The sequence below is a fragment of the Arthrobacter sp. AFG7.2 genome, assembly GCF_002892835.1.
Classification (GTDB): domain Bacteria; phylum Actinomycetota; class Actinomycetes; order Actinomycetales; family Micrococcaceae; genus Arthrobacter.
Genome location: NZ_PJMB01000008.1, coordinates 148,741 through 172,183, shown reverse-complemented (window position 1 = coordinate 172,183; position 23,443 = coordinate 148,741). Strand labels below are relative to the sequence as shown.

Annotated in this window: 22 protein-coding genes; 13 read left to right on the top strand and 9 right to left on the bottom strand. The window is 64.7% G+C overall.

Translation table 11 applies throughout. The features are described 5' to 3' along the window. Positions 1 to 2 precede the first annotated feature (2 nt). The gene (locus CXX84_RS14760) at positions 3 to 1,736 is read left to right on the top strand and encodes a flavin monoamine oxidase family protein (protein WP_189337609.1); all 1,734 of its coding nucleotides are present in this window, start codon (positions 3 to 5) and stop codon (positions 1,734 to 1,736) included. On the opposite strand, the gene CXX84_RS14755 is transcribed toward CXX84_RS14760, so the two are convergent. After that, a complete protein-coding gene (locus CXX84_RS14755) occupies positions 1,733 to 2,251 on the bottom strand; it encodes a gamma carbonic anhydrase family protein (protein ID WP_102977467.1) in 519 nt (172 codons plus the stop codon). The genes CXX84_RS14760 and CXX84_RS14755 overlap by 4 nt on opposite strands. Positions 2,252 to 2,310: 59 nt before the next feature. Next, complete coding sequence (purU, locus tag CXX84_RS14750; RefSeq protein WP_102977466.1) at positions 2,311 to 3,171, bottom strand: formyltetrahydrofolate deformylase; 861 nt, start codon at positions 3,169 to 3,171, stop codon at positions 2,311 to 2,313. Between the two features lie 273 nt (positions 3,172 to 3,444). Between purU and glyA the strand changes: the two genes are divergently transcribed. The 10 genes from glyA to CXX84_RS14700 all read left to right on the top strand — a co-directional run bounded on the left by glyA (position 3,445) and on the right by CXX84_RS14700 (position 12,799). Then, positions 3,445 to 4,743, top strand: a complete 1,299-nt coding sequence (gene glyA / locus CXX84_RS14745; RefSeq protein WP_102977465.1) for a serine hydroxymethyltransferase — start codon at positions 3,445 to 3,447, stop codon at positions 4,741 to 4,743. Positions 4,744 to 4,747: 4 nt separating this feature from the next. Next, on the top strand, positions 4,748 to 5,653 hold the full coding sequence (locus CXX84_RS14740) for a bifunctional methylenetetrahydrofolate dehydrogenase/methenyltetrahydrofolate cyclohydrolase (RefSeq protein WP_102977464.1): 906 nt from the start codon (positions 4,748 to 4,750) through the stop codon (positions 5,651 to 5,653). A gap of 144 nt (positions 5,654 to 5,797) precedes the next feature. After that, a complete protein-coding gene (locus CXX84_RS14735) occupies positions 5,798 to 6,781 on the top strand; it encodes an ABC transporter ATP-binding protein (RefSeq protein WP_411266218.1) in 984 nt (327 codons plus the stop codon). Beyond that, the gene (locus CXX84_RS14730; protein WP_102977463.1) at positions 6,774 to 7,619 is read left to right on the top strand and encodes an ABC transporter permease; all 846 of its coding nucleotides are present in this window, start codon (positions 6,774 to 6,776) and stop codon (positions 7,617 to 7,619) included. The genes CXX84_RS14735 and CXX84_RS14730 overlap by 8 nt, the downstream gene beginning before the upstream one ends. Beyond that, complete coding sequence (locus tag CXX84_RS14725) at positions 7,616 to 8,449, top strand: ABC transporter permease (protein ID WP_102977462.1); 834 nt, start codon at positions 7,616 to 7,618, stop codon at positions 8,447 to 8,449. The genes CXX84_RS14730 and CXX84_RS14725 overlap by 4 nt, the downstream gene beginning before the upstream one ends. Positions 8,450 to 8,511: 62 nt before the next feature. Then, complete coding sequence (locus tag CXX84_RS14720) at positions 8,512 to 9,072, top strand: hypothetical protein (RefSeq protein WP_102977461.1); 561 nt, start codon at positions 8,512 to 8,514, stop codon at positions 9,070 to 9,072. 10 nt (positions 9,073 to 9,082) lie between these two features. Then, positions 9,083 to 9,916 (top strand): exodeoxyribonuclease III, encoded by an 834-nt coding sequence (locus tag CXX84_RS14715; protein ID WP_102977491.1) that lies wholly within the window; start codon positions 9,083 to 9,085, stop codon positions 9,914 to 9,916. 19 nt (positions 9,917 to 9,935) lie between these two features. After that, a complete protein-coding gene (gene trpS, locus CXX84_RS14710) occupies positions 9,936 to 10,979 on the top strand; it encodes a tryptophan--tRNA ligase (protein ID WP_102977460.1) in 1,044 nt (347 codons plus the stop codon). Positions 10,980 to 10,983: 4 nt separating this feature from the next. After that, the gene (locus tag CXX84_RS14705) at positions 10,984 to 11,691 is read left to right on the top strand and encodes a 2'-5' RNA ligase family protein (RefSeq protein ID WP_223253104.1); all 708 of its coding nucleotides are present in this window, start codon (positions 10,984 to 10,986) and stop codon (positions 11,689 to 11,691) included. Between the two features lie 37 nt (positions 11,692 to 11,728). Next, positions 11,729 to 12,799 carry a YihY/virulence factor BrkB family protein gene (locus CXX84_RS14700; RefSeq protein ID WP_102977459.1) on the top strand — a complete coding sequence of 357 codons (1,071 nt, stop codon included), beginning with the start codon at positions 11,729 to 11,731 and terminating at the stop codon, positions 12,797 to 12,799. A gap of 64 nt (positions 12,800 to 12,863) precedes the next feature. On the opposite strand, the gene CXX84_RS14695 is transcribed toward CXX84_RS14700, so the two are convergent. Continuing rightward, positions 12,864 to 15,062 (bottom strand): hypothetical protein, encoded by a 2,199-nt coding sequence (locus CXX84_RS14695; protein WP_189337613.1) that lies wholly within the window; start codon positions 15,060 to 15,062, stop codon positions 12,864 to 12,866. A gap of 62 nt (positions 15,063 to 15,124) precedes the next feature. Next, positions 15,125 to 16,069 (bottom strand): glycoside hydrolase family 43 protein, encoded by a 945-nt coding sequence (locus CXX84_RS14690; protein WP_102977458.1) that lies wholly within the window; start codon positions 16,067 to 16,069, stop codon positions 15,125 to 15,127. Positions 16,070 to 16,190: 121 nt separating this feature from the next. Here CXX84_RS14690 and CXX84_RS14685 point away from each other — a divergent pair, with 121 nt between their 5' ends. Then, the gene (locus CXX84_RS14685) at positions 16,191 to 17,492 is read left to right on the top strand and encodes an ABC transporter substrate-binding protein (RefSeq protein ID WP_102977457.1); all 1,302 of its coding nucleotides are present in this window, start codon (positions 16,191 to 16,193) and stop codon (positions 17,490 to 17,492) included. A 36-nt stretch (positions 17,493 to 17,528) separates the two neighbouring features. Here CXX84_RS14685 and CXX84_RS14680 read toward each other — a convergent pair whose 3' ends face one another. The 5 genes from CXX84_RS14680 to sdhC all read right to left on the bottom strand — a co-directional run bounded on the left by CXX84_RS14680 (position 17,529) and on the right by sdhC (position 21,990). After that, positions 17,529 to 18,299 carry an alpha/beta hydrolase family protein gene (locus tag CXX84_RS14680; RefSeq protein ID WP_102977456.1) on the bottom strand — a complete coding sequence of 257 codons (771 nt, stop codon included), beginning with the start codon at positions 18,297 to 18,299 and terminating at the stop codon, positions 17,529 to 17,531. A gap of 153 nt (positions 18,300 to 18,452) precedes the next feature. Further along, a complete protein-coding gene (locus tag CXX84_RS14675; RefSeq protein WP_102977455.1) occupies positions 18,453 to 19,235 on the bottom strand; it encodes a succinate dehydrogenase iron-sulfur subunit in 783 nt (260 codons plus the stop codon). 1 nt (position 19,236) lies between these two features. Continuing rightward, complete coding sequence (gene sdhA / locus CXX84_RS14670) at positions 19,237 to 21,036, bottom strand: succinate dehydrogenase flavoprotein subunit (RefSeq protein WP_102977454.1); 1,800 nt, start codon at positions 21,034 to 21,036, stop codon at positions 19,237 to 19,239. A gap of 108 nt (positions 21,037 to 21,144) precedes the next feature. Next, complete coding sequence (locus tag CXX84_RS14665) at positions 21,145 to 21,606, bottom strand: succinate dehydrogenase hydrophobic membrane anchor subunit (protein WP_102977453.1); 462 nt, start codon at positions 21,604 to 21,606, stop codon at positions 21,145 to 21,147. A 3-nt stretch (positions 21,607 to 21,609) separates the two neighbouring features. Beyond that, positions 21,610 to 21,990, bottom strand: coding sequence for a succinate dehydrogenase, cytochrome b556 subunit (gene sdhC, locus CXX84_RS14660; RefSeq protein WP_074446982.1), 381 nt, complete (start codon positions 21,988 to 21,990; stop codon positions 21,610 to 21,612). 284 nt (positions 21,991 to 22,274) lie between these two features. Between sdhC and CXX84_RS14655 the strand changes: the two genes are divergently transcribed. Continuing rightward, positions 22,275 to 23,408 (top strand): mannose-1-phosphate guanylyltransferase, encoded by a 1,134-nt coding sequence (locus CXX84_RS14655; protein WP_102977452.1) that lies wholly within the window; start codon positions 22,275 to 22,277, stop codon positions 23,406 to 23,408. Positions 23,409 to 23,443 lie beyond the last annotated feature (35 nt).

Genomic DNA, 23,443 nt, shown 5'->3' with positions numbered 1-23,443 from the left:
CCATGACCATCGCCACCGAACTGCCGGCCTCGGACCCATCCAGTACTTCTGCCGGCCCGGCTGCTGCCCCTTCCGCAGACGGTACCCCGGCCGGTCCCATCACCATGCTGAACCCGGACTTCCCGTTCAGCTACGACCACTACCTGGCCCACCCGGACGGCCTGGGATCAGTTCCCCCGGAGCTGCTGGGCACGGAGGTCGCCGTCATCGGAGCCGGGCTCTCCGGCCTGGTCACGGCGTACGAACTCATGAAGCTGGGCCTCCGGCCCGTAGTGTACGAGGCAGACCAGATCGGCGGCCGCCTCCGCACGGCGGCATTCCCCGCCGCACCCGGCGTGGTGGCCGACCTCGGCGGCATGAGGTTCCCCGTGTCCGGCAAGGCGTTGTACCACTACATCGACCTGCTGGGACTGGACACCCAGGAGTTCCCCAACCCGCTGTCCCCGGCCACCTCCAGCACCGTAATCGAGCTGGCCGGCCAGAAACACTATGCGGAAAAGCCGAGCGACCTGCCGCCGTTTTTCCGGGAAGTTGCCGACGCCTGGAAGGCAGCCGTAAACGACGGCGCCAGTTTCGCCGAGATGCAGACGGCCATCCGGTCCCGGGATACTGCCCGGATCAAGGAACTCTGGAACGAACTGCTGCCGCTCATGGATGAGCAGACCTTCTACGGCTTTATCGCAGCCAGCGAGTCCTTTAAGAAGGCAGGGTTCGCGCACCGTGAGGCCTTCGGCCAGGTGGGCTTCGGGACCGGCGGCTGGGACACGGACTTCCCGAACTCCATCCTGGAGATCCTCCGCGTGGTCTACACCGACGCCGATGATCAGCACCGGCTCATCAGCGGGGGAGCGCAGCGGCTGCCCGAGGCACTGTGGCAGCACGCGCCGTCGGGCATGGCGCACTGGCCGGAAGGAACGTCCCTGTCCTCGCTGCACTCCGGCTCGCCCCGCGGCGCCGTGGGGAAGATCAGCCGCGACCCGGACGGAAACCTGCGGATCCGGGAACGCTGGGGCCGCGAAGCCAGCTACCCTGCCGTCGTGACCACCTGCCAGTCCTGGCTGCTGTCCACCCGCATCCATACCGAGGAAGCACTGTTCCCCGCAGAACTGTGGACGGCCATCGAGCGCTCGCACTATATGCAGTCATCCAAGACGTTCGTGATGGTGGACCGGCCGTTCTGGAAGGACATCGATCCGGACACCGGCAACGAGGTCCTCTCGATGACGCTCACGGACCGCCTTAACCGCGCCACCTACCTGTTGGACAACGGACCGGACAAGCCCGCCGTCATCCTGCTCTCCTACACCTGGAACGACGACGCGCTGAAGTGGCTGGCGCTGGACGCGGACGAGCGCGTGGAACTGATGCTGCACTCGCTCGAGCAGATTTATCCCACAGTGGACATTGCCAGCCATATCGTGGGCCAGCCCATCACCGTCTCTTGGGAAGCGGACCCCAACTTCATGGGCGCCTTCAAGGCCAACCTGCCGGGGCACTACCGCTACCAGCAGAGGCTGTTCACCCACTTCAAGCAGGACGCCCTGCCTGAATCCCAGCGCGGCATTTTCCTGGCTGGCGACGACGTCTCGTTCACCGCCGGCTGGGCAGAAGGCGCCGTCACCACCGGGCTGAACGCGGTGTGGGGCGTCGTCAACCATCTCGGCGGTGCTTCAGCGCCGGGCAACCCGGGACCGGGTGAACTTCTGGACGAGCTGGGCCCCATCAGCCTGGATTAGGAGTGCATGTCCCGGTGGGCGGCCGCCAGCTCACGGTACCGGGCTGCGTTGGCCCGAACTCCGTCGTACTCCTCTTCAGTGAGTTCACGGCGGACCTTGCCCGGCACGCCCGCCACGAGTGAGCGGGGCGGGACCACCGTTCCCTCCAGCACGACGGCGCCGGCCGCAATCAGCGAGCCGGCGCCGATGACCGCCCCGTTGAGGATGGTGGCGCCCATGCCAATGAGGCAGTCGTCCTTGACGGTGCAACCATGGACGACGGCGGCATGGCCCACGCTGACCCGTTCGCCCACCGTGCAGGGGAAGCCGGGATCGGCGTGCAGCACCACATTGTCCTGCAGGTTGCTGCCTTCGCCGACGCTGATGGCGGCAGTGTCAGCCCGCACGGAGACACCGTAGAAGGCGCTGGAATCCCGGGCAAGGGTCGCGTTGCCAATGATGGACGCGGACGGCGCGACAAAAACGGAGTCGTGGACAGCCGGGGTGTTCCCGGCGAAGGGGTAGAGAGGAGCCATGCGCCAAGCCTAGGACATCAGGGGGAGCGCAGGACCCTCCTCCTGGGGCCTGTTGTCCGTCAGTTGAAGACGACAGTCCGGTTTCCGTCGAGCAGGACGCGGTGTTCAGCATGCCACTGCACTGCCTGGACCAACGTGCGGCCTTCCACGTCACGGCCCATCTGGACGAACTGCTCCGGGGTCCGGGCGTGGTCCACCCGGATGACTTCCTGCTCGATGATGGGGCCCTCGTCCAGGGCCGCCGTCACGTAGTGGGCAGTGGCGCCGATCAGTTTGACGCCCCGGGCGTGGGCTTGGTGGTACGGCTTGGCGCCCTTGAAGGACGGCAGGAAAGAGTGGTGGATGTTGATGGCCTTGCCAGTGAGCTCGGTGCAGAGCTCATCGGAGAGGATCTGCATGTACCGGGCCAGGACCGTCAGTTCGATGTCGTGCTCTGCCATAAGGGCACGCAGCTTGTCTTCTGCCTGGGCCTTGGTCTCCCTGGTGACCGGGATGTAGTGGAACGGGATGCCGTAGAACTCGGCAAGCCCGGCCAGGTCCTGGTGGTTGGACACGATGGCCGGAATGTCGATGGGCAGGGTCCCGCTGCGCTGCTGGAACAACAGGTCATTGAGGCAGTGGGCGGACGTGCTGGCCATGATCAGGGTACGAACCTTCTGGCCCACGGGGTTGAGGCTCCACTGCATGCCGAAGGCCCCGGCCACCGGCTCCAGGGCAGCCCGCAGTTCCTGCTGGGGAGCAGCCGTGGTCACCTCCACGCGCATGAAGAAGTTGCCCGTCGCCGGGCTGCCGTACTGCTGCGAATCCATGATGTTGCACCCCGCCACCAGCAGGGCTCCGGCCACTGCATGGACGATTCCCGGGCGGTCCGGGCAGGACAGGGTTACTACGTACGCTTGGTTCAGCTGCTCTTCATTCACGCCTACAAGGGTACCCGCGCAGCGGACCTGGGATTTGGTAGGCTGGTGGGGTCGCAACTGGCGTTGGGTGGCTAACCACCAGGGAGCGGCAATCACGAAGACCACGGATCGTACGCCTGGGCCGAGGGTCATGTCTTGCCGGAATTGGGGCTGCACCTGCGCCAGCAGAGCAGTGCCTGCCGCTCTTTCACGTCCCGTCACATGGGGGTGCGAAGTTGCGTCAGCCGGTAGCCTGACCTAAGCAGTGCCCGTATCCCTAGCCAGGAGTTCTTCGTGACTACTACAGCCACCTCAACAACCGCCGTCAGCAACCAGCCGCTGGCTGAGCTTGACCCCGAAATCGCCGCCGTCCTGGATCAGGAACTCGGCCGCCAGCGGGGCACCCTGGAAATGATCGCCTCCGAGAACTTCGCTCCCCGCGCCGTCATGGAAGCGCAGGGCTCCGTCCTCACCAACAAGTACGCCGAGGGCTACCCGGGCCGCCGCTACTACGGCGGCTGCGAATATGTCGACGTTGCCGAGCAGTTGGCCATCGACCGCGTCAAGGCTCTCTTCGGCGCCGAGTACGCCAACGTTCAGCCGCACTCCGGCGCCCAGGCCAACGCCGCGGCGCTGTCCGCCATGATCACCCCCGGTGACAAAATCCTCGGCCTGTCCCTCGCCCACGGCGGCCACCTGACCCACGGCATGAAGCTGAACTTTTCCGGCAAGCTGTACAACGTGGCTGCCTACCAGGTGGAGGAAGACAACTTCCGCGTCGACATGGACAAGCTCCGCGAGCAGGCCATCGCCGAAAAGCCCCAGGTAATCATCGCCGGCTGGTCCGCCTACCCGCGCCACCTGGACTTTGCCGCCTTCCGCTCCATCGCGGACGAGGTGGGCGCACTGCTCTGGACCGATATGGCGCACTTCGCCGGCCTGGTGGCCGCCGGACTGCACCCGAGCCCGGTTCCGCATTCCGACGTCGTCACCTCCACCGTGCACAAGACCCTGGCCGGTCCGCGCTCCGGTGTGATCCTGGCAAAGCAGGAGTGGGCCAAGAAGCTCAACTCCAATGTCTTCCCCGGACAGCAGGGCGGGCCGCTGATGCACGTCATCGCCGCCAAGGCCGTGGCCTTCAAGATCGCCGGAACCGAGGAATTCAAGGAGCGCCAGGAGCGTGTCCTGGAAGGCGCAAGGATCATCGCTGATCGCCTCAACCAGGCCGACGTCGCCGAAGCCGGCGTGTCCGTGCTCACCGGCGGCACCGACGTGCACCTGGTCCTGGTTGACCTGCGCAACTCCCAGCTGGACGGCCAGCAGGCAGAAGACCTGCTCCACTCCGTGGGCATCACGGTCAACCGCAACGCCGTCCCGTTCGACCCCCGTCCGCCGATGGTCACCTCAGGGCTGCGCATCGGCACCCCTGCACTGGCCACCCGCGGCTTCGGCGCCAACGAGTTCACCGAGGTGGCCGAAATCATTGCCACCGCGCTGAAGGCCGGCAACAGCGCCGACGTTGAGGCGCTCCAGGCCCGCGTAGACAAGCTCGCGGCCGACTTCCCCCTGTACCCGCAGCACGAGCAGTGGTGATCCGATGACTGAAACCACCCAGACCGCAAGAATCCTTGACGGCAAGGCAGCCGCTGCGGCCATCAAGTCGGAGCTGAAGGAACGCGTGGCCGAACTTAAGGCCAAGGGCGTCACTCCCGGCATTGCCACCGTGCTGGTGGGCGCGGACCCCGCGTCCCAGCTGTATGTGTCCATGAAGCACAAGCAGTCGGTGGAGATCGGAATGAACTCCATGCAGCGTGAGCTTCCGGCGGATGCCACGCAGGAACAGGTCGAAGCACTCATTGATGAACTCAATGCGGACCCCGCCTGCCACGGCTACATCGTCCAGCTGCCGCTCCCCAAGCACCTGGACACTGACGCCATCCTGGAACGCATCGACCCGGACAAGGATGCGGACGGCCTGCACCCCACCAACCTCGGCCGGCTGGTGCTCAACGTCAACGGTGAAATCACCTCGCCCCTGCCGTGCACACCCCGCGGCGTCATCGAGCTGCTGGTGCGCAACGGCTACGACCTCAAGGGCAAGCATGTAGTGGTGGTGGGCCGCGGCGTGACCATCGGCCGGTCCATCGGGCTGCTGCTGACGCGGCGCGAGGTCAACGCCACGGTCACACTGACCCATACCGGCACCACGAACATGTCGGAGCTGCTGCGGCAGGCTGACGTCATTGTGGGCGCCGCAGGCGTCAAGCACATTGTTAAGGCTGCGGACGTGAAGCCGGGCGCCGCCCTGCTAGACGTCGGCGTCACCCGGGAAACTGACCCCGAAACGGGCAAGAGCAAGGTACACGGCGACATTGAACCGGCCGCTGCGGAGGTAGCCGGCTGGATTTCACCAAACCCCGGCGGCGTGGGTCCCATGACCGTCGCACTGTTGATGACCAATGTGGTGGAAGCCGCCGAACGCAAAGCGGCAGCCACACAGTAGTTTCCTTTTTTCACGCCCGACGGCGGCCCGCACCTTGCGCACAAGGGGCGGGCCGCCGTCAGGCTTTTGTGCAGTGAACGGGCAGTCCCCTTCCACCTGCCCGCCCGCTCCACTAGTCTGCGGAGGGTGCACAACAAAGCCACCGTGTCCTCAAGCGCCGCACCAGGCGCCGTCCAGCCAGCCGAAGAGCCCCACACCGAAGCCCGGCGTATTGTCATCACGGCAGAAAACCTGACCAAGACCTATGGTGACATTGCCGCCGTCGACGGCATCTCGTTCAGCGTCCCCGCGGGCGAAGCGTTCGGCCTGCTGGGGCCGAACGGCGCAGGCAAATCGACCACCATGAAAATGATCGGCGGAGTGACCCGCCGTACTTCAGGCAGCCTGCAGATCATGGGCCTGGACCCGGACACGCACGGCCCGGAGGTGCGCGCCCACCTGGGCGTGGTTCCCCAGCAGGACAACCTGGACGAAGAACTGCGGGTGCGGGACAACCTCCTGGTCTACGGCCGGTACTTCGGGCTGCCCATGAGCTACCTGAAGCCGAAGGCCGATGAACTGCTGGAGTTTGCCCAGCTGACGGACAAGGCAACATCGAAGGTTGATGCGCTGTCCGGCGGCATGAAGCGGCGGCTGACCATCGCCCGCTCGCTGATCAACGAACCGCGGATCCTTCTCCTGGACGAGCCCACCACCGGGCTGGACCCGCAGGCCCGGCACATCCTCTGGGACAGGCTCTTCCGGCTCAAGGAACAGGGCGTCACGCTGATCCTGACCACTCATTACATGGACGAAGCCGAGCAGCTGTGCGACCGGCTCGTGGTAGTGGACAAGGGCCGCATCATGGCCGAAGGGTCTCCGGCCCAGCTGATCCGCGAGCATTCCACACGGGAAGTGGTTGAGCTGCGGTTCGGTTCCGCACGGAACGCCACCATCTCCTCCGAACTGGACGGCATCGGGGAGCGCCTGGAGGTCCTGCCGGACCGGGTGCTGATCTACGCGCACGACGGCGAAGGCGCCCTTGAGAAGGTGGCTTCCCGCGGCCTGCGGCCGCTGACGTCACTGGTCCGCAGGTCCTCGCTTGAAGACGTGTTCCTCCGGCTGACGGGCAGGAGCCTCGTTGACTGAGCGGCCGGCCACAGAGGCGTTGCGGGCACACAGCGCGGAAACAGCGGCCGCCAAGGCGAAGCGCTGGGGCGCTTTCTATTACGCCGAGCAGGTGCTCCGGGTGATGAAGGGGTACAGCTGGTCCATCATCATGTACAGCGTGGGCCACCCGGTGGCCTACCTGTTTGCCATGGGCGTGGGCCTGGCTGCCCTGGTTGACGCGCAGGGCGGGGGAGCCTTCGGGGGAGTGGGCTATGTGACCTTCGTGGCTCCGGCGCTGCTGGTTTCCGCTGCCGTCATGACCGCCGCGAACGAATTCACTTTCCCTGTGATGGACGGCTTCAAATGGCGCCGGACCTACTACGGGCCCCACGCCTCGCCGCTGACCCCGCAGCAGATCGCAGCGGGACAAGTCATGGCCGTGACGCTGCGGTTCCTGCTGCAGTCCGCGGTGTACTTCGCGGCTGTTGCCCTGTTCGGCGCCGCGCCCGGCGGCTGGGGTTGGGTCACCATCCTCGTTGCAACGCTCGCAGGGCTGTCCTTCGGCCTGCCGCTGATGGCGTACTCCGCGTCCATTACCGAGGACAAGGGCCAGTTCGCCCTGGTGATGCGGTTCATCGTGATGCCGCTGTTCCTGTTCTCCGGCACGTTCTTTCCCCTGGACAGCCTTCCGCTCGCGGTCCGCTGGATCGGCTGGATTTCACCCATCTGGCACGGTACGGAGCTGGGCCGGGTGTTCAGCTATGGGTACCAGGAACCGCCGCTGCTGACCGTCCTGCACGTGGCAGTGCTGGTGGGGTTCGCGGTGCTGGGCTGGTTCCTGACGCGCCGGCAGTTCGCGGCAAGGATGGCCCGATGAGCGCCGGGCTGCCCGTTACGGGTGCGACGGACCGGGCGCGCAACAGGACCTTCGGGCCGCTGTATTCCCGCAACGCGAGGGCAGTGATAGCCCGTGGACTGCTGGCCACGAAGAGCAGCAACTGGCTGGTGATGCTGTCCGGCTTCTTTGAACCGGTCCTGTTCCTGATCTCCATGGGAGTGGGGCTCGGTGCCATCGTGGGGCCGGTGGAGGGGCCCGGAGGCGGAGAGATCAGCTACGCGGCCTACATCGCTCCGGCGCTGTTGGCCGTTTCGGCGATGAATGGCGCGGTCTACGACTCGACGTGGAACGTGTTCTTCAAGATGAACTTCGCCAAGCTCTACCAGGGCATGCTGTACACGTCGCTGGGTCCGCTGGATGTTGCCCTCGGGGAGATCTTCCTGGCGCTGTTGCGCGGGCTGCTCTACGCCATGGGGTTCACGGCCGTGATGGGCGTTATGGGCCTGATCACCACACCGTGGGCGCTGCTGATGGTTCCGGCCTCCGTCCTGATTGCCTTTGGTTTTGCCAGCATCGGGATGGGGATCACCAGCTTCCTGAAGACCTTCCAGCAGATGGACTGGATCAACTTCATCATGCTGCCCATGTTCCTGTTCAGCGCCACGTTCTACCCGCTGAGCGTTTACCCGCAGGCCATCCAGTGGCTTATCCAGGCCATGCCCCTGTGGCACGGGGTGGAACTGCTGCGCCAGATCAGCGTTGGCACGTTTACTGCTGCCACCCCCGTCCATATCGGTTACTTCCTGGTGATGACCGCCGTCGGCATGCTGCTCACCACGGTGCGGCTGCGCCAACTCTTCCTGAAGTAGGAGGTGTTCGCCCGGGGTGGAAGGCGGCGGAAGCATACCCGGCCATTTGAGACAATAGGTGCATGCAATCTTTGGGCAGCTCCAGGTCATCCTCCAAACCCGCCCGGGGCGGATTCTCCATGTTCCGAATCAGCGGGCCGGGACTGATGGTCCTCGTGACGGCGTTTGTGGTGGCCGTGATCTTCGCGGCCAACCAGAACGACGTGGTGGGATGGGTTGTTGCCGTCATTGCCGCCTTCTGGCTGGCACTCGCCTGCTTCGTGGTGTTCAGCATCCAGAAGGCCGCAAAGAAGGCCGGCGCAAAGCTGAACGAAGCCCACAATGCCTTCACCACGGCTGCGGGCCGCGGCCCGTACACGGCCGCTGACCAGGGAGGAACCCGGGTTGTTGGTGAACGCAGCCAGGCTGAGGAAGTCCGCGACCTGAAGCTGGACCACTCCTTCAAGATTGTCCAGGTGCAGGTCCGTGTGGTGGAGGAGGAGCGCGCCAAGGGTGCCGCTGCCAACCAGGACACGATCAACCGTGCCCTCGAAACCATTGAGATCACAGCCACGAACGCCAGGGACATGATCAAGTCTTCGGGCGGCAGTGGAGAGCCGGTTACCGGAACCATCATCGACTAGAGTGGAGCGGGTGATCTCGGCATTGAAGAAGGACCACCTTCGCATCGCATCCGTTAATGTGAACGGCCTCCGGGCTGCCTACAAAAACGGCATGGCGGCCTGGCTTGAGCCGCGCGAAGTGGACATCCTCTGCCTGCAGGAGGTCCGCGCCCCGGACGCAATCGTCCGGCAGCTGCTGGGCGAAGGCTGGCACATCCTGCATGCCGAGGCCGAAGCAAAAGGCCGCGCCGGCGTCGCAATAGCTTCCCGTGAGGAACCACTGGCAACCCGGGACGGCATTGGTGATGACTACTTTTCCACGGCAGGCCGCTGGGTGGAGGCAGATTTCCGTTTCCCTGATGCGTCCGGACATGCTGTCCAGCTCACGGTTGCAAGCGCCTACGTCCACTCCGGCGAAGTCGGTACGCCCAAGCAGGACGACAAATACCGCTTCCTCGACGTCATGAGCACCAGGCTCCCCGAGCTGACCAAGCACAGCGACCACGCCCTCGTGGTGGGGGATCTTAACGTGGCCCACACACCCCTGGACATCCGGAACTCGAAGGGCAACGTCAAGAAGGCCGGCCACCTGCCGGAAGAACGGGCGTACTTTGACAGGTTCTTGGGCGAGGAGATCGGCTGGCACGATGTGCACCGGAACCTCGCGGGCCAGGTTGACGGGCCCTACACGTGGTGGTCCCAGCGCGGCAAGGCCTTTGATAATGACACCGGCTGGCGCATCGACTACCACCTGGCTACCCCGGCCCTGGCTGCGTCTGCCATCTCTGCCGTTGTGGACCGCGCAGCCTCGTGGGACACCCGTTTCTCCGACCATGCACCGCTGGTAGTGGATTACCAGCTCTGAGCCCGAAGGTTTCCTCCCCATGACCAGCCCTACTTCGCCGGCCGCCAAGAAGCGCATCCTCTCCGGTGCAAAGCCCACTGCTGATTCCCTGCACCTCGGCAACTACATCGGTGCCGTGCGCAACTGGGTGGACATGCAGGCGCAGTACGATGCAGTCTTCTTCATTCCGGACCTGCACGCCATCACCGTGGACTTTGATCCTGCCGAGCTGGCCAGGCGCACCCGGATCGTGGCAGCGCAGTACATTGCGGCGGGCATCGACCCTGACAAGAGCATCTTCTTTGTCCAGTCCCACGTTCCCGAGCACGCCCAGCTGGCCTGGGCATTGAACTGCATCACCGGCTTTGGCGAAGCTTCACGCATGACCCAGTTCAAGGACAAGACGCAGAAGTCCGGCGCTGACGCGGCAACCCTGGGCCTTTTTGCCTACCCCACCCTCATGGCCGCGGACATCCTGCTTTACCAGACCGACCTGGTGCCTGTGGGGGAGGACCAGCGCCAACACCTGGAGCTCACCCGGAACCTGGCCCAGCGCTTCAACACGAGGTTTGGACCCACCTTCACGGTCCCCGAAGCGACCATCGTCAAGGAAAGCGCAAAGATCTACGATCTGCAGAACCCCAGCGCGAAAATGTCCAAGACCGGGGAATCGCCCAACGGGGCCATCCAGCTTCTCGAGGATCCCAAGACCGCTGCCAAGCGCATCAAGTCTGCCGTGACGGATGCCGGGACGGAAATCCGGTTTGACGCCGAAGAAAAGCCCGGCGTCTCCAACCTGCTGACGATCTACTCTTCCCTGACCGGAAAGTCCGTGGCTGAACTCGAGGCCGAGTACCAGGGCAAAATGTACGGCCACCTGAAGGTGGACCTCGCGGAAGTAGTGGTGGACTTCGTGACGCCCCTGCGCAACCGGACCAACGAGCTTATGGCTGATCCTGCAGAGTTGGACAGGCTGCTCGCCCATGGTGCAGAGCGGGCCCGCGAGATCGCCACTGTCACCCTGGCGCAGGTGTATGAGCGGATGGGCTTCCTTCCGTCCCTGAGCCTTGCCGGAGTCCGCTAGCACCATGTCCTCCAGCAAAGTCGCGGCAAGGGAAGCTTCCCGCGCCACCCACCGGGTGGCGGGGACGCAGGGCAGTTCCCACGGCGATCCTGCCGGCCACCGTGCTGCGGCCGTTAGCCCCGTGTCCCGTTCCGAGGACATCAGCGTGGGCGTCATCCTGGGCTTCCCGCCCCACATTGCGGCGGAACTGCAGCGGTGGCGGGCTTCCTTCGGTGACCCGCTGGCGGACACAGTGCCGGCCCACATCACATTGGTGACCACCACACCTACCCGGGACTGGGAAGCCACCCTGGAGCATGTCCGGGAGGTGGCGCGTGAACAGCGTCCCTTCGACGTCACCATCGCAGGAACCGGAACGTTCCGCCCGGTTTCTCCCGTGGTCTTCATCAACGTGGAGGACGGGTTTGAGGACTGCGTGGTCCTGCATCAAAAGCTCCAGCAGGGCCCTCTCCACCGTGAGCTGCCGTTTGCCTACCATCCGCACGTCACTATTGCCCATGATGTAGCGCCTGAGAGCCTCGATGAAGCCGAAACGGTGCTGAGGAACTACAGGGCCACCTTCCCCGTGGTTAGCATGGGACTTTACGAGCACGATGCTGACGGCATTTGGCAGCTACGGGAAGAGCTGGACTTTGGTACCCAAACTGACGACGACGGCACCCGATCCGCGGACACAGCCGGACCGGGCGGGACAACTGCCGCTTCCCACTGACCACGCGCACCTGAAGCTGGCGGTCATCCAGAAACGGATGGAGTGGAACAAAGCACGCAGGTCCGGCAGCGGAGCTCTCGGCGGCCTGATGGCCATGGTGCAGTGGCTGGTGGCCCGCCTCAACGCGCTTCGCCCCATGCGTGCCTTTCGGCATTACACCCTCCAGCACGGCCCGCTCATGAGTGCCGGCATCGGCTTCAACATGTTCTTCTCCATCACCGGCCTCCTCGCCACCGGCTTTTCCGTCGCCGGCCTGGTCCTGAGGAGCCAGCCCGCGCTGCTGGAAACCATCATCAGCAGCGTTGCCCAGAGCGCGCCCGGGCTTTTGAAAGTCAATGGCGGCGAAGGGCTGGTAGACCCGCAGGACCTGCTGGATCCCGACGGGCTGGGGTGGACCGCGGCCATCGCGGCCGCCGTGACAGTCTTCACATCACTCCGCTGGATCGCCAGCCTGCGGGACGGGCTCCGGGGCGTGCTGGAACTGCCCCCGCCGCTGGTTAATCCCGTCCTGCTGAAGCTGCGCGACGCCGGCACCCTGATTCTTCTGGGGGTTGCCCTGGTGATCAGCGCAGGAGCTTCCCTGGTCTTTGGGACAGCCGCCGGCTGGGTCGCGGACTTCCTGCGGCTGGACGAGGTTGTGGCGGGGCCGCTGACCACGTCCATCAAGATTGCCGTGCCCCTTGTGCTCAGCTGGGTGACGGCCCTCATCATGTTCCGGCTGGCCGGGGGGTTGAAGCTGTCCCGCAGGGCGCTCCTCGAAGGCACCGTCCTGGCAGCGCTGGGCACCACGGTCCTGCAAATCTTCAGCACGGAGCTTCTGGCCGGCGCCGGCCGCAACCCCATCCTGGCACCCTTTGCCATCATCATCGGCCTTTTGATCTGGTTTAACCTGGTGAGCCAGGTGTATCTGGTGGCAGCAGGCTGGGCGGCGATCCGTGAGGCAGACCTGGGCACCTTGTCCAGCGGCCATGAGAAGAGCACCTGGGGTGCGCGGCAGGTCCAGCCGGGGAAAGTACCGGTCCAGCCAAAGCACACCGAGGGTGGCACCCAGACCATAGCCCGCGCCGCTACAGCCCGGCGCCGGGGCAGGGGCCGGCAGAAACAGTAGCCCCTGCGGGGCAGCCAGCACGGATGGGCCGCAGGCAAGGGCCGCTTCAGGCCTCGCGGATACTTTACGGTGCAGGCACCAGCCCTTCCCATGCCACTGCCCAGCCGGGCGGGAACCCGGGAGCGTGGCGCTCCGGCCCGCCGTCCCAGCCGGCAGCCATCAGTGCGGCAGCGGCGAGGAGACCGCCGTTGCCGGGCAGGTACAGCGGCAGTGAGTCTGTCTGGCGGTTGTGCCCGTTGGGCAGCACGGTGTTCTTTCCGACACCCAGCAGGAGTGCGTTCACAGCTGCTTCCGGGTCCTCCAGCCGGGCGGCGGTCATGGCCATCACGGGATAATCCCAGCCCCACGTGCTGTCCCAGTCCCAGTCAGCAAGAACACCGGCGAGTGTTGCCCGCATGATGTCCTTGTCTATCAGGCTGGTCTGGGGCAGGACACCGAGTGCGCACAGCATCGACGGATGATCCGTCCGGATGGTGAAGGGCTCCACGTCGATGGCAGCGTAAACGCCGTCGATAACGCGCGGACTGACCAGGCCGTCAGCTACTTCCAGCCAGGCCGGAACGGGCTCGAGTCCCAACCGTTCCCGCCAGGTTGCTGCGACTCGCAGGGCCCACTGCCAGTAGGCCAGCTCGAACGTGGGATTCGTGACGGACGCCCGGATGGAGCCGTAACTCTCCTGCGCTGGAATCAAGGGGGGACCGAGCTCGAAACCCCGTGGTGTGGGGTGCGCGAAGCTGGCCATGAACGCGGCGGATTCGAACACGATTTCCGCGAACTCCTCAAGGACCTTCCGGCTGGGGTTGGCGCGGTAGACAAGTTCGGCCAGGTGGACGGGGTGCGGCTGCTGCCAGATCAGGAACGTCCCGATGGGACTGGGGCTTTCACGGCCGTCCGGGCCCACCTGTTTTGGCCAGCGCACGCCGTCGAAACCCTGCATTTCGGCGGTCTGCCGGGAAACCTTCAGCACGGTGGAGTACCACCGCAACGACGGGAGCAGGAGCTCCACCCGGTTCCAGTGGGCGAAGTGTGCGGCGTGCCACCAGTGCATTTCCAGGTGGAAGCGCCCCCGCCAGGAATTGCACACGAGCCCTGTCTCCTGCGGTGGCAGCGATCCGGAGCAGTTGATGGCCGTCAGGTACTGCGACAGGACGATCCGGCGCTCCAGCTCCTGTGCCCGGGGATCGTCGGTTGCGGCAAGCTCAATTGCTCCACCGGACAACCAGAACCCGGGCCAGTATGCCTCCGAGGCGGCTGCAACACTGCTGCCTGCTGGGAGCGCGGAATTTTCAAGGCGTCCGACGGCGGCCGTCACCTCTGCGGGGCCGGCCCCCGCGACTGCCGCCCGGGACATCCCGGGTTCACCCCGGGGGATGCAGTCGCCGTCGCCGGCGGAGATAAAGGCAACACTGAAGTCCATCAGGCCCTGGCCCGGGCCGGGAGTTATTCGGAGGTGATGCTGCCCGCTCTGTTCGACGGCGAGGTCAGCTCCCGCAACCACTACCTGGTAGCGGGAATTATCCAGCTCCCGGCTGCAGGTCCAGGCGGTGGAGCCGGCATGCAGGTGGGAAGCTTCGGATTCCCTGAGCCGGGTGCTGTGGGCGTCCGGGCTGGTCCAGTCCGCGGCATCGTGCCACGCCTCCGACCCGTAGGGAAAATCGACGGTGACCACCAGGCCCTCACGCAGCGCCGGGGATTCCACCCGGATACCGAGTTCATCGCGTTGGGGGTGGCACGTCGTCGTGACGTGTACCGGGTGGCCGGCGAGCATGAAGCTGCTTGTCACAACGCCCGTCCACAGGTCCAGCGTCTGCTCTGCATCGGTGATGTCAGCTTCGGAGAGGGCGCGTTCCGTCCCGTCCTCCACCAGCTTGAAGCCGATGCGCCCCAAATCCAGGCGGTGGGGGTTGGCGCGCAGCCATGTCTCCGCGCGTACAGTGCCGGTCTCGCGGTCATTGACAATGTCCCCCACCATGTCCACATAGGGAACAGGTCCCCGCGGTGAGTCGTAGTGGATCGTGGACGCCGAGAGGTCATAGGGCCGGGCGGGCGGTATGGCGTGCCAACCCCATTGGGCCTGGGTGCCGAGGAGGGTCCCGGGCGGCAGTTCGTCCCTTGCACCAACGGGATAGGAATCCGGAAGCGACTGGAGGCCGGTAAGGTCCAGCGTGAAAGCGAACTCGCCGTTACCCACGGAGACAGGGCTCCGGGAATCAACGTGGGCCTGCCGAACGTTGTGCCGCCGGACCAGCGCTTTCCGGTCAATGCGGCCGTCGTTGACCGCGCCTGTGGAAGGCAACTCTGGCCCGGTAGCGATGGGCTGGGTGTTCACTGTGCCCGCCTTCCTGCAGCTGTTCGGTTGCCGGCAGTGCCGGAGGGCAGATCGAGAACCACAGTGTCCTCCAGTTCTTTGAGGGGATGGAAGAAGGCCCGCTCGAAGGGGCTGTTGTTCGGCTGGTGCAAAGTGAGGAAAAGCCGGCCGTCAAGAGTGCGGGCAATCATGCCATGGCCGCCGTCTTTACTCCACAGAGGCTCATCTTCCTGGACCCACGGGCCGAGGACGGTTCCGGACGTGCTGCGCGCAATCCCCATCGTGTATCCCTGCTCTCCGAAGCTTGACCACAGCATGATCAGCTTGCCGCTGGTCAGCCTGAAGACGTAGGGGCCGTCGGTGACGTAGACGGGAAATTCCCGGCTCCTCGTTGCAGGAACGTCCAGCGGCCGGGACCAGGGTGCTTCTGAAGCGCTGAACAGGAAGACGGGAGTCCCCACTGCAGAGCGGAGGTCCGGGCTGAGGCGCTGCGCCACGATGGTTCCGTCGTGGACCTGTTTCCATTCATGGCAGAAGAGCATCCAGGGCGTCCCGTCCCCGTCCATGTGAAGCGTTCCGTCAAGGCACTGCCAGTTGCGGGGGGTGACGGGGCCATCGCTCCAGGGAGCGTACGGACCCTCCGGTCGGTCAGCAGAAAGTATCTGGGTACCACGGAAATGGCCAGGCGCTGTGAAGGTGGCAAACATGAAGTATTTGCCCTGGTACGGATGGACCTCCGGAGCCCAGTACTGCTCGCGGCTCCAGAAGCCGGGCGGGGGCCGGAAAGCCGGAAAGGGCCCGTCCCAGTGGATCAGGTCCCGGCTCCGGTAGCAGTTGAATCCGGTGGCCGGGCCGGACCAGATATTGGGATCGGTGCTTCCGAATAACCAGTATTCGCTGTCCTGGGGCATGGAAAGGACGAAAGGGTCACGAATTTGTATCGCACTCAGTGGCAGTGCCATGCTGTCCGTTCTCTCAAGGGCTGGAGCCGCAGGGCCAGGGCTTGGAGCGCCTATTGACCGTCTGCAGTCACCTTGATACGTTTCACGAAACCGGTTTCCGATTCAGAAAGAAGCTTACCCAATGGTGCGTAAACATGTCCGGACTTTCCGTAAATCCCTGGCACTTCTTGCAGCAGTGGGACTGGTCGGCGCCACAGCGGCATGTTCAAGTGGTCCGTCCAACGAAGCGCAGGACGGTCCCGTCGAGATCCGCTTCTCCTGGTGGGGCAACGAGGGGCGCGCACAGCTGACCACCAAGGCCATCGCGGAGTTCGAGGCCGCCAATCCCGGCATCAAGGTCAAGCCCGAATACGGCGACATCAGCGGCTACTTCGACAAGCTGGCCACCCAGGTGGCCGCCAATGACGCCCCGGACGTCATCACGATGGGCGGAGCCTATCCGGCCGAATACGCCAACCGCGGCGCACTGCTGGACCTGTCCAAGGTCAGCGACTCGCTGGACCTCTCGAAGATGGACCAGGGCGCACTGGAAAACGGCCAGGTCAAAGGCACCCAATATGGAGTGTCCACCGGCGCCAACGCGCTGGCCATCGTGGTCAACCCCGCTGTGTTCGACGCAGCGGGCGTCCCGCTCCCGGACGACACCACGTGGAGCTGGGAGGACTTCGCAAAGACCGCGGCCGACGTCACAGCCAAGAGCCCCAAGGGTACTTACGGAACGGCAACGGTCCTCACCCACGATTCCCTGGACGCGTTTGCCCGCCAGCGCGGTGAATCGTTGTACACCCAGGACGGCCAACTGGGACTGGGCAAGGAGACAGTGCAGGACTACTTCGACTACTCGCTGAAACTCAGCGAGACAGGCGCCGCGCCCAACGCCTCCGAGACCGTGGAGAAACTGAACGTCAGCACGGAGCAGACCCTGATGGGCATGGGCCAGGCGGGCATGATGCTTACCTGGAGCAACTCCCTGTCCGCACTCAGCAAGGCCTCGGGTGATGACCTGAAGCTGTTCAAACTTCCCGGTGAGACACCCACGGCGGGAATCTGGCTCCAGTCGTCGCAGTTCTACACGATCTCTGCCCGCACCAGGCACCCTGAGGCTGCAGCCAAGCTCGTGGACTTCCTGGTCAACAACGAGTCCGCCGCCAAGATTATCCAGAGCGACCGGGGTGTCCCCAGCAATTCCGGAATGCGTACCGCCATCCAGGACCTGTTGACCCCGCAGGGGAAAGTGGAAGCGGAGTACATCGACCAGATTGGCAAGATGGACTTCGCCCCTACCTACATTGGCCCCACCGGATCCACTGCAGTTTCCGAGATCACTGCCCGCATGAACACGGATGTCCTGTTCAAGCGGCTTTCACCGGAGAAAGCGGCTGAGCAGTGGATCAGCGAAAGCAAAGCGGCGATCGGAAAATAGGCGCCGGCACCGGGGCAGCAGGGGGACGCCAGCCGGCTACTGCCCCGCGTCGAGGTACTGGTCGGCCCAGGCGGCGATGATCCGGGCAGCCCGCGCCGCCTGGCCCTTTCCGGTCAGGAGATGGTCGCTGCCCTCGAGGGAAACAAAGTTCCGGGGGTGGCGGGCTGTCTGGAAGATGCTGCTGGCATTTTCGATGCCCACGGTGTTGTCCGTGGGGGAGTGCAGCACCATCAGCGGCTTGTTCAGTTGCTTGATGCAGTCCGTCAGGTCCGCGTTCTCCAGGTCCTCCACGAAGTGCTTGCGGATTTCCACCCGTTTCCCGCCCAGGTCCACTTCGGCGCTGCCTTCATTCAGGATCTTGTCCAGCGCTGCGTCGAAGACGTGCGCCACGTGCTTCGGCGAGAACGGGGCGCCAACGGTTGCGACGGCGTCGAGTTCCGGGATCTCCCGCGCCGCTGCCAGCACGGCGGCGCCGCCAAAGGAGTGGCCCACCAGGAGGGAGATCTGCTTCCCTTCGCTGCGCATAAACTCCGCCGCCTTGACGGTATCGGCCACCTTGTGGCTGAACGAACCCGCTGCCCACTCACCGGCGGAGCCGCCCAGGCCCAGGTTGTCGAACCTCAGCATGCCCACACCGCTGTCCGCCAGCGCCTTGCACATCCGGGAGGCAGAGGGACTGTCCTTGCCGAGCGTGAAGCCGTGCGAAAACACACCCCAGCCTTTGACCGGACCTTCCGGGAAGTCGATGATGCCGGAAAGCGTCTCGCCGGTGGAACCTTCGAAGGTGACTTTTTCGGAGCGGGACAAGGCGTCCCCTTTCGTTTGATACGAATGGCTGTGGGTCCACGCCCGCCGGGTTACCTGGCCGGGCTTGCGAGGTCAGGGGGCGTGTGGGGAGGAACGACGACGGCGCCGTCCCCCTCGAGTGGGGGACGGCGCCGTCGTCCGCTTAATCCTTTGTCAGATCTTGCGGGAGAGAATAGCCTGCTTGACCTCGGCGATGGCCTGGGTCACCTGGATGCCGCGGGGGCACGCTTCGGAGCAGTTGAAGGTGGTGCGGCAGCGCCACACGCCTTCCTTGTCGTTCAGGATTTCCAGGCGCATGTCGCCGGCGTCATCGCGTGAATCGAAGATGAAGCGGTGTGCGTTGACGATTGCGGCCGGTCCGAAGTATTGGCCGTCGGTCCAGAACACGGGGCAGGAGGACGTGCAGGCTGCGCACAGGATGCACTTGGTGGTGTCGTCGAAGCGCTCACGGTCCTCGGCGGACTGCAGGCGTTCCCGGGTGGGCTCGTGCCCCTTGTTGATGAGGAAGGGCATGACCTCGCGGTAGGACTGGAAGAACGGCTCCATGTCCACGATGAGGTCCTTTTCCACCGGCAGGCCCTTGATGGGTTCCACCGTGATGGGCTTGGACGTGTCCAGGTCCTTGAGGAGCGTCTTGCAGGCAAGGCGGTTGCGGCCGTTGATGCGCATGGCATCCGAGCCGCACACGCCGTGGGCGCAGGAGCGGCGGAAGGAGAGGGTGCCGTCTGTTTCCCATTTGACCTTGTGCAGGGCATCCAGCACACGGTCCGTGCCGTACATGGTCAGGTGGAAGTCGTCCCACGTGGCTTCCTCGGAAACCTCCGGGTTGTACCGGCGGACCCGCATGTGGACGTCGAACGTGGGGATCTCTCCGCCACCGCCGACGCCGGCAGGCAGTTCAACTTTTGAGGCTGGCTCAGCAAGTTCGGCTGACATCTTAGTACTTCCTCACCATCGGCTCGTAGCGGGTAAAGACAACCGGCTTGGTGGCCAGGCGGATACCGGCGATTGATTCCGCCGATCCGTCCGCCGGGGCGTGGTCATCCTTGTACGCCATGGAGTGCTTCATGAATTTCTCGTCGTTGCGGTCCGGGAAGTCCTCGCGGAAGTGTCCGCCGCGGGATTCCTCACGGTAAAGGGCGGCCACGGTCATGACCTTCGCAAGCTCCAGCAGGAAGCCGAGCTCAACGGCTTCGAGCAGGTCAAGGTTGAAGCGCTTGCCCTTGTCCTGGACGTTGATCCGCTTGTACCGCTCCTCAAAGGATGCGATGTCACGGAGGACCTGGTTCAGCGTGTCGGCCGTGCGGAACACCTGCATGTTGGCGTCCATTGTGTCCTGGAGTTCCTTGCGGATCAGCGCCACCTTTTCATCGCCGGTGCCGTTCCGGGCAATGTCCAGCAGTTCGGTGGTGTAGGCGATGGGGTTCTCGGGGAGCTCCACGAAGTCGGCCGTCTTGGCGTACTCAGCCGCGGCAATGCCGGCACGCTTTCCGAACACGTTGATGTCCAGCAGCGAGTTGGTGCCCAGGCGGTTGGAACCATGCACCGAAACGCAGGCCACTTCGCCGGCTGCGTACAGTCCGGGAACCACGGTGTCGTTGTCCTGCAGGACCTCCGTGGTGATGTTCGTGGGGATGCCGCCCATGGCGTAGTGCGCGGTCGGGAACACCGGAACCGGTTCGGTGTACGGCTCGACGCCCAGGTACGTGCGCGCGAATTCGGTAATGTCCGGCAGCTTGGCGTCGATGTGGGCCGGCTCCAGGTGGGTCAGGTCCAGGAGGACGTAGTCCTTGTTGGGGCCGCAGCCGCGGCCTTCACGGACCTCGTTGGCCATGGAGCGGGCCACGATATCGCGGGGTGCCAGGTCCTTGATGGTGGGGGCGTAACGCTCCATGAAGCGCTCACCCTCGGAGTTGCGGAGGATGGCACCCTCACCACGGGCGGCCTCGGACAGGAGGATGCCCAGGCCGGCGAGGCCGGTCGGGTGGAACTGGAAGAACTCCATGTCCTCAAGGGGGATACCGCGGCGGAAGGCGATGCCCATGCCGTCGCCGGTAAGGGTGTGGGCGTTGGAGGTGGTCTTGAAGACCTTGCCCGCGCCACCGGAAGCGAACACCACCGACTTGGCCTGGAAGACATGAAGCTCACCGGAAGCGAGGTCGTAGGAGACCACGCCGGCTACGCGCTTCTGCTTGTAGGGGGTGCCGTCCTCGCGGACAGCGTCCTCTTCAACGGTCAGCAGGTCCAGGACGTAGTACTCGTTGTAGAACTCGACGTTGTGCTTGACGCAGTTCTGGTACAGGGTCTGCAGGATCATGTGGCCCGTGCGGTCGGCGGCGTAGCATGCACGGCGGACCGGTGCCTTGCCGTGGTCGCGGGTGTGGCCGCCGAAGCGGCGCTGGTCAATCCGGCCTTCGGGCGTGCGGTTGAACGGCAAGCCCATCTTTTCCAGGTCAAGCACGGCGTCGATGGCTTCCTTGGCCATCACCTCGGCGGCGTCCTGGTCCACCAGGTAGTCACCGCCCTTGACGGTGTCGAACGTGTGCCACTCCCAGTTGTCTTCCTCGACGTTGGCAAGGGCGGCACACATGCCACCCTGCGCCGCACCGGTGTGCGAGCGGGTGGGGTAGAGCTTGGTCAGTACTGCTGTGCGCGCGCGCTGACCGGATTCGATCGCGGCGCGCATGCCAGCGCCACCGGCACCGACGATGACGACGTCGTACTTATGGACCTGCATACCAGATGCTCTTTCTCTCAAAATTCGCTATAAAACAACGGGCCGGCGTTGCCTGCTCCGCAAAAACAGGCCCGCGGTTGTACCCGCGGGCCCGGGATGGTGCTGGTGCTAGGCAGGGCAGAATCCGCCAGGCAGGGGAACGCCGTCAACCACGGGGCAGGGATCGAAGGTGAAGATCACCAGCGTGCCCAGCACGAGAATGACCACGGTGGCGGAGTACAGGACCGTCTTCAGCCAGCGGCGGGTTGAATCCTTCTCGGCGTAGTCGTTGATGATGGTGCGCACACCGTTGGTTCCGTGCAGCATGGCAAGCCACAGCATGGCCAGGTCCCAGAACTGCCAGAACGGGTCAGCCCACTTGCCGGCCACAAAGCCGAAGTCGATGGCTTTGATGCCTTCGCCCACCAGGAGGTTCACGAACAGGTGCCCGAAAATAAGGACCACCAGGACGACGCCGGAGAGACGCATGAAGAGCCATGCGATCATCTCGAAGTTGCCCCTGCTTCCGCCGTGGCGACGGTACTGGGGAGCGATCCGCCCGCTGCGGGGGCTCTCGATAGTTGCACTCATGGCTTAGTGACCTCCGAGGGCGAGGGACAGGTGGCGGATGGAGAAGGCGACCATGGTGACGAGCCAGAGGCCCAGGACTGCCCACAGCATCTGGCGCTGGTACTTGGCGCCCTTCTTCCAGAAGTCAACCGCGATGATCCGCAGGCCGTTGAAAGCGTGGAAAACAATGGCGGCAACCAGGCCGGTCTCACCCAGGGCCATGAGGGGGTTCTTGTACGCACCGATCACGGCGGTGTAGGCCTCGGGAGACACACGCACCAAGGAGGTGTCCAAAACGTGGACCAACAAGAAGAAAAAGATCACTACACCGGTAATCCGGTGTCCTACCCAGGACCACATGCCTTCACGGCCGCGGTACAAGGTGCCAGCTGGTTTTGTCGGCACTGATAAACCTCCCTGCAACACAGCGGCGCTGGCATGAGATCCACGCGGGGGGAACGCCTGCTGCGAGAGCACTCGTAGCTCGGGCCTAAATCTAGGCTCCGGTAACAGCTTATTCAATTTAGGAGCTCCTTGGTGACCAGCAGTGGCGCGGATGTTCCGAAAATTTGAGACAAAGGACACACTGCCGGCCGGTGCGGGTGGTGCGAGGAGCTCGCGGCAGGCAGAAACGACGCAAAACCAGCACCCGGGGGCGGCCCGGTGCGGTTCCGCTAAAGTAGGCGGTGATGAGTACAGACAAAGTGACAAGCCCGGCATCACCCCTTGACCGCTTCATCGCGGTGATCCCGGCAGGCGGCGTGGGGACCCGCCTCTGGCCCCTGTCACGAGCCGCAGCTCCCAAATTCCTTCACGACCTCACGGGCTCGGGCAGCACACTGCTGCGCGCCACCTATGACCGGTTGCACCCGCTGGCCGGGACCAAAGTGCTGGTGGTCACCGGGAAAGCGCACAAGGACGCCGTCTGCCGGCAGCTCCCTGAACTCCATGATTCGGACCTCGTCCTCGAATCCGAGCCCAAGGACTCCGCAGCCGCGATCGGCCTTGCAGCAGCAATCCTGCACCAGCGGGATCCGGACATCATCATGGGTTCCTTCGCTGCGGACCAGGTCATCAGCCCCGACCACCTCTTCCAGGAGGCTGTCCGCGAGGCGATCCACACTGCTGCCGCCGGCAAGATCGTGACCATCGGCATCAAGCCCACCCACCCCTCCACGGGATTCGGCTACATCCGCTCCGGCCAGGACCTCCATGTCGACGGCGCGCCCAGCGCCCTCGACGTCGTGGAGTTCGTCGAAAAGCCGGACGAGGAAGTGGCCCAACAGTACGTGGACAGCGGCAACTACGTATGGAACGCCGGAATGTTCGTGGCGCCGGTTGCGCTGCTGCTCAAGCACCTGGAAGCCAACCAGCCGGAACTGTTCCGGGGCCTGCAGGAAATTGCCCAGGCCTGGGACACCCCGGCCCGTGACGAGGTCACCGCCCGGGTGTGGCCCACACTGCCAAAGATCGCCATCGACTACGCGGTTGCCGAGCCCGCCGCCGAAGCGGGGGACGTCGCCGTCGTGCCCGGCTCTTTCCGCTGGGACGACGTTGGCGACTTTGCCTCGGTTGGCCGGCTGAACAGTGCAAAGGAAGTGGATGACGTCACTGTGCTGGGGGAGGGCGCGCGCGTCTTCACCGAGAATTCCAGCGGCGTGGTGGTCACGGACACCAAACGCGTCATCGCACTGATCGGAATCCAGGATGTTGTCATCGTGGACACGCCCGACGCGCTGCTGGTCACCACCATGGCAAACTCCCAGCGGGTCAAGGCCGCCGTCGACGCCCTCAAGGCCAGCGGGGACACCGACGTCCTCTGATGCAACGCGGGGCTGTAACGCAGCGACCCGTGATG

Bases quoted from the DNA above. Each gene is read 5' to 3' on its own strand.
- trpS (WP_102977460.1), top strand. From the start codon at position 9,936: ATGACCAGCCCTACTTCGCCGGCCGCCAAGAAGCGCATCCTCTCCGGT.
- CXX84_RS14725 (WP_102977462.1), top strand. From the start codon at position 7,616: ATGAGCGCCGGGCTGCCCGTTACGGGTGCGACGGACCGGGCGCGCAAC.
- CXX84_RS14685 (WP_102977457.1), top strand. From the start codon at position 16,191: ATGGTGCGTAAACATGTCCGGACTTTCCGTAAATCCCTGGCACTTCTT.
- sdhA (WP_102977454.1), bottom strand. From the start codon at position 21,036: ATGCAGGTCCATAAGTACGACGTCGTCATCGTCGGTGCCGGTGGCGCT.
- CXX84_RS14665 (WP_102977453.1), bottom strand. From the start codon at position 21,606: ATGAGTGCAACTATCGAGAGCCCCCGCAGCGGGCGGATCGCTCCCCAG.
- CXX84_RS14705 (WP_223253104.1), top strand. From the start codon at position 10,984: ATGTCCTCCAGCAAAGTCGCGGCAAGGGAAGCTTCCCGCGCCACCCAC.
- CXX84_RS14700 (WP_102977459.1), top strand. From the start codon at position 11,729: ATGGAGTGGAACAAAGCACGCAGGTCCGGCAGCGGAGCTCTCGGCGGC.
- CXX84_RS14740 (WP_102977464.1), top strand. From the start codon at position 4,748: ATGACTGAAACCACCCAGACCGCAAGAATCCTTGACGGCAAGGCAGCC.
- CXX84_RS14755 (WP_102977467.1), bottom strand. From the start codon at position 2,251: ATGGCTCCTCTCTACCCCTTCGCCGGGAACACCCCGGCTGTCCACGAC.
- CXX84_RS14675 (WP_102977455.1), bottom strand. From the start codon at position 19,235: ATGTCAGCCGAACTTGCTGAGCCAGCCTCAAAAGTTGAACTGCCTGCC.
- CXX84_RS14655 (WP_102977452.1), top strand. From the start codon at position 22,275: ATGAGTACAGACAAAGTGACAAGCCCGGCATCACCCCTTGACCGCTTC.
- CXX84_RS14720 (WP_102977461.1), top strand. From the start codon at position 8,512: ATGCAATCTTTGGGCAGCTCCAGGTCATCCTCCAAACCCGCCCGGGGC.
- CXX84_RS14690 (WP_102977458.1), bottom strand. From the start codon at position 16,069: ATGGCACTGCCACTGAGTGCGATACAAATTCGTGACCCTTTCGTCCTT.
- CXX84_RS14760 (WP_189337609.1), top strand. From the start codon at position 3: ATGACCATCGCCACCGAACTGCCGGCCTCGGACCCATCCAGTACTTCT.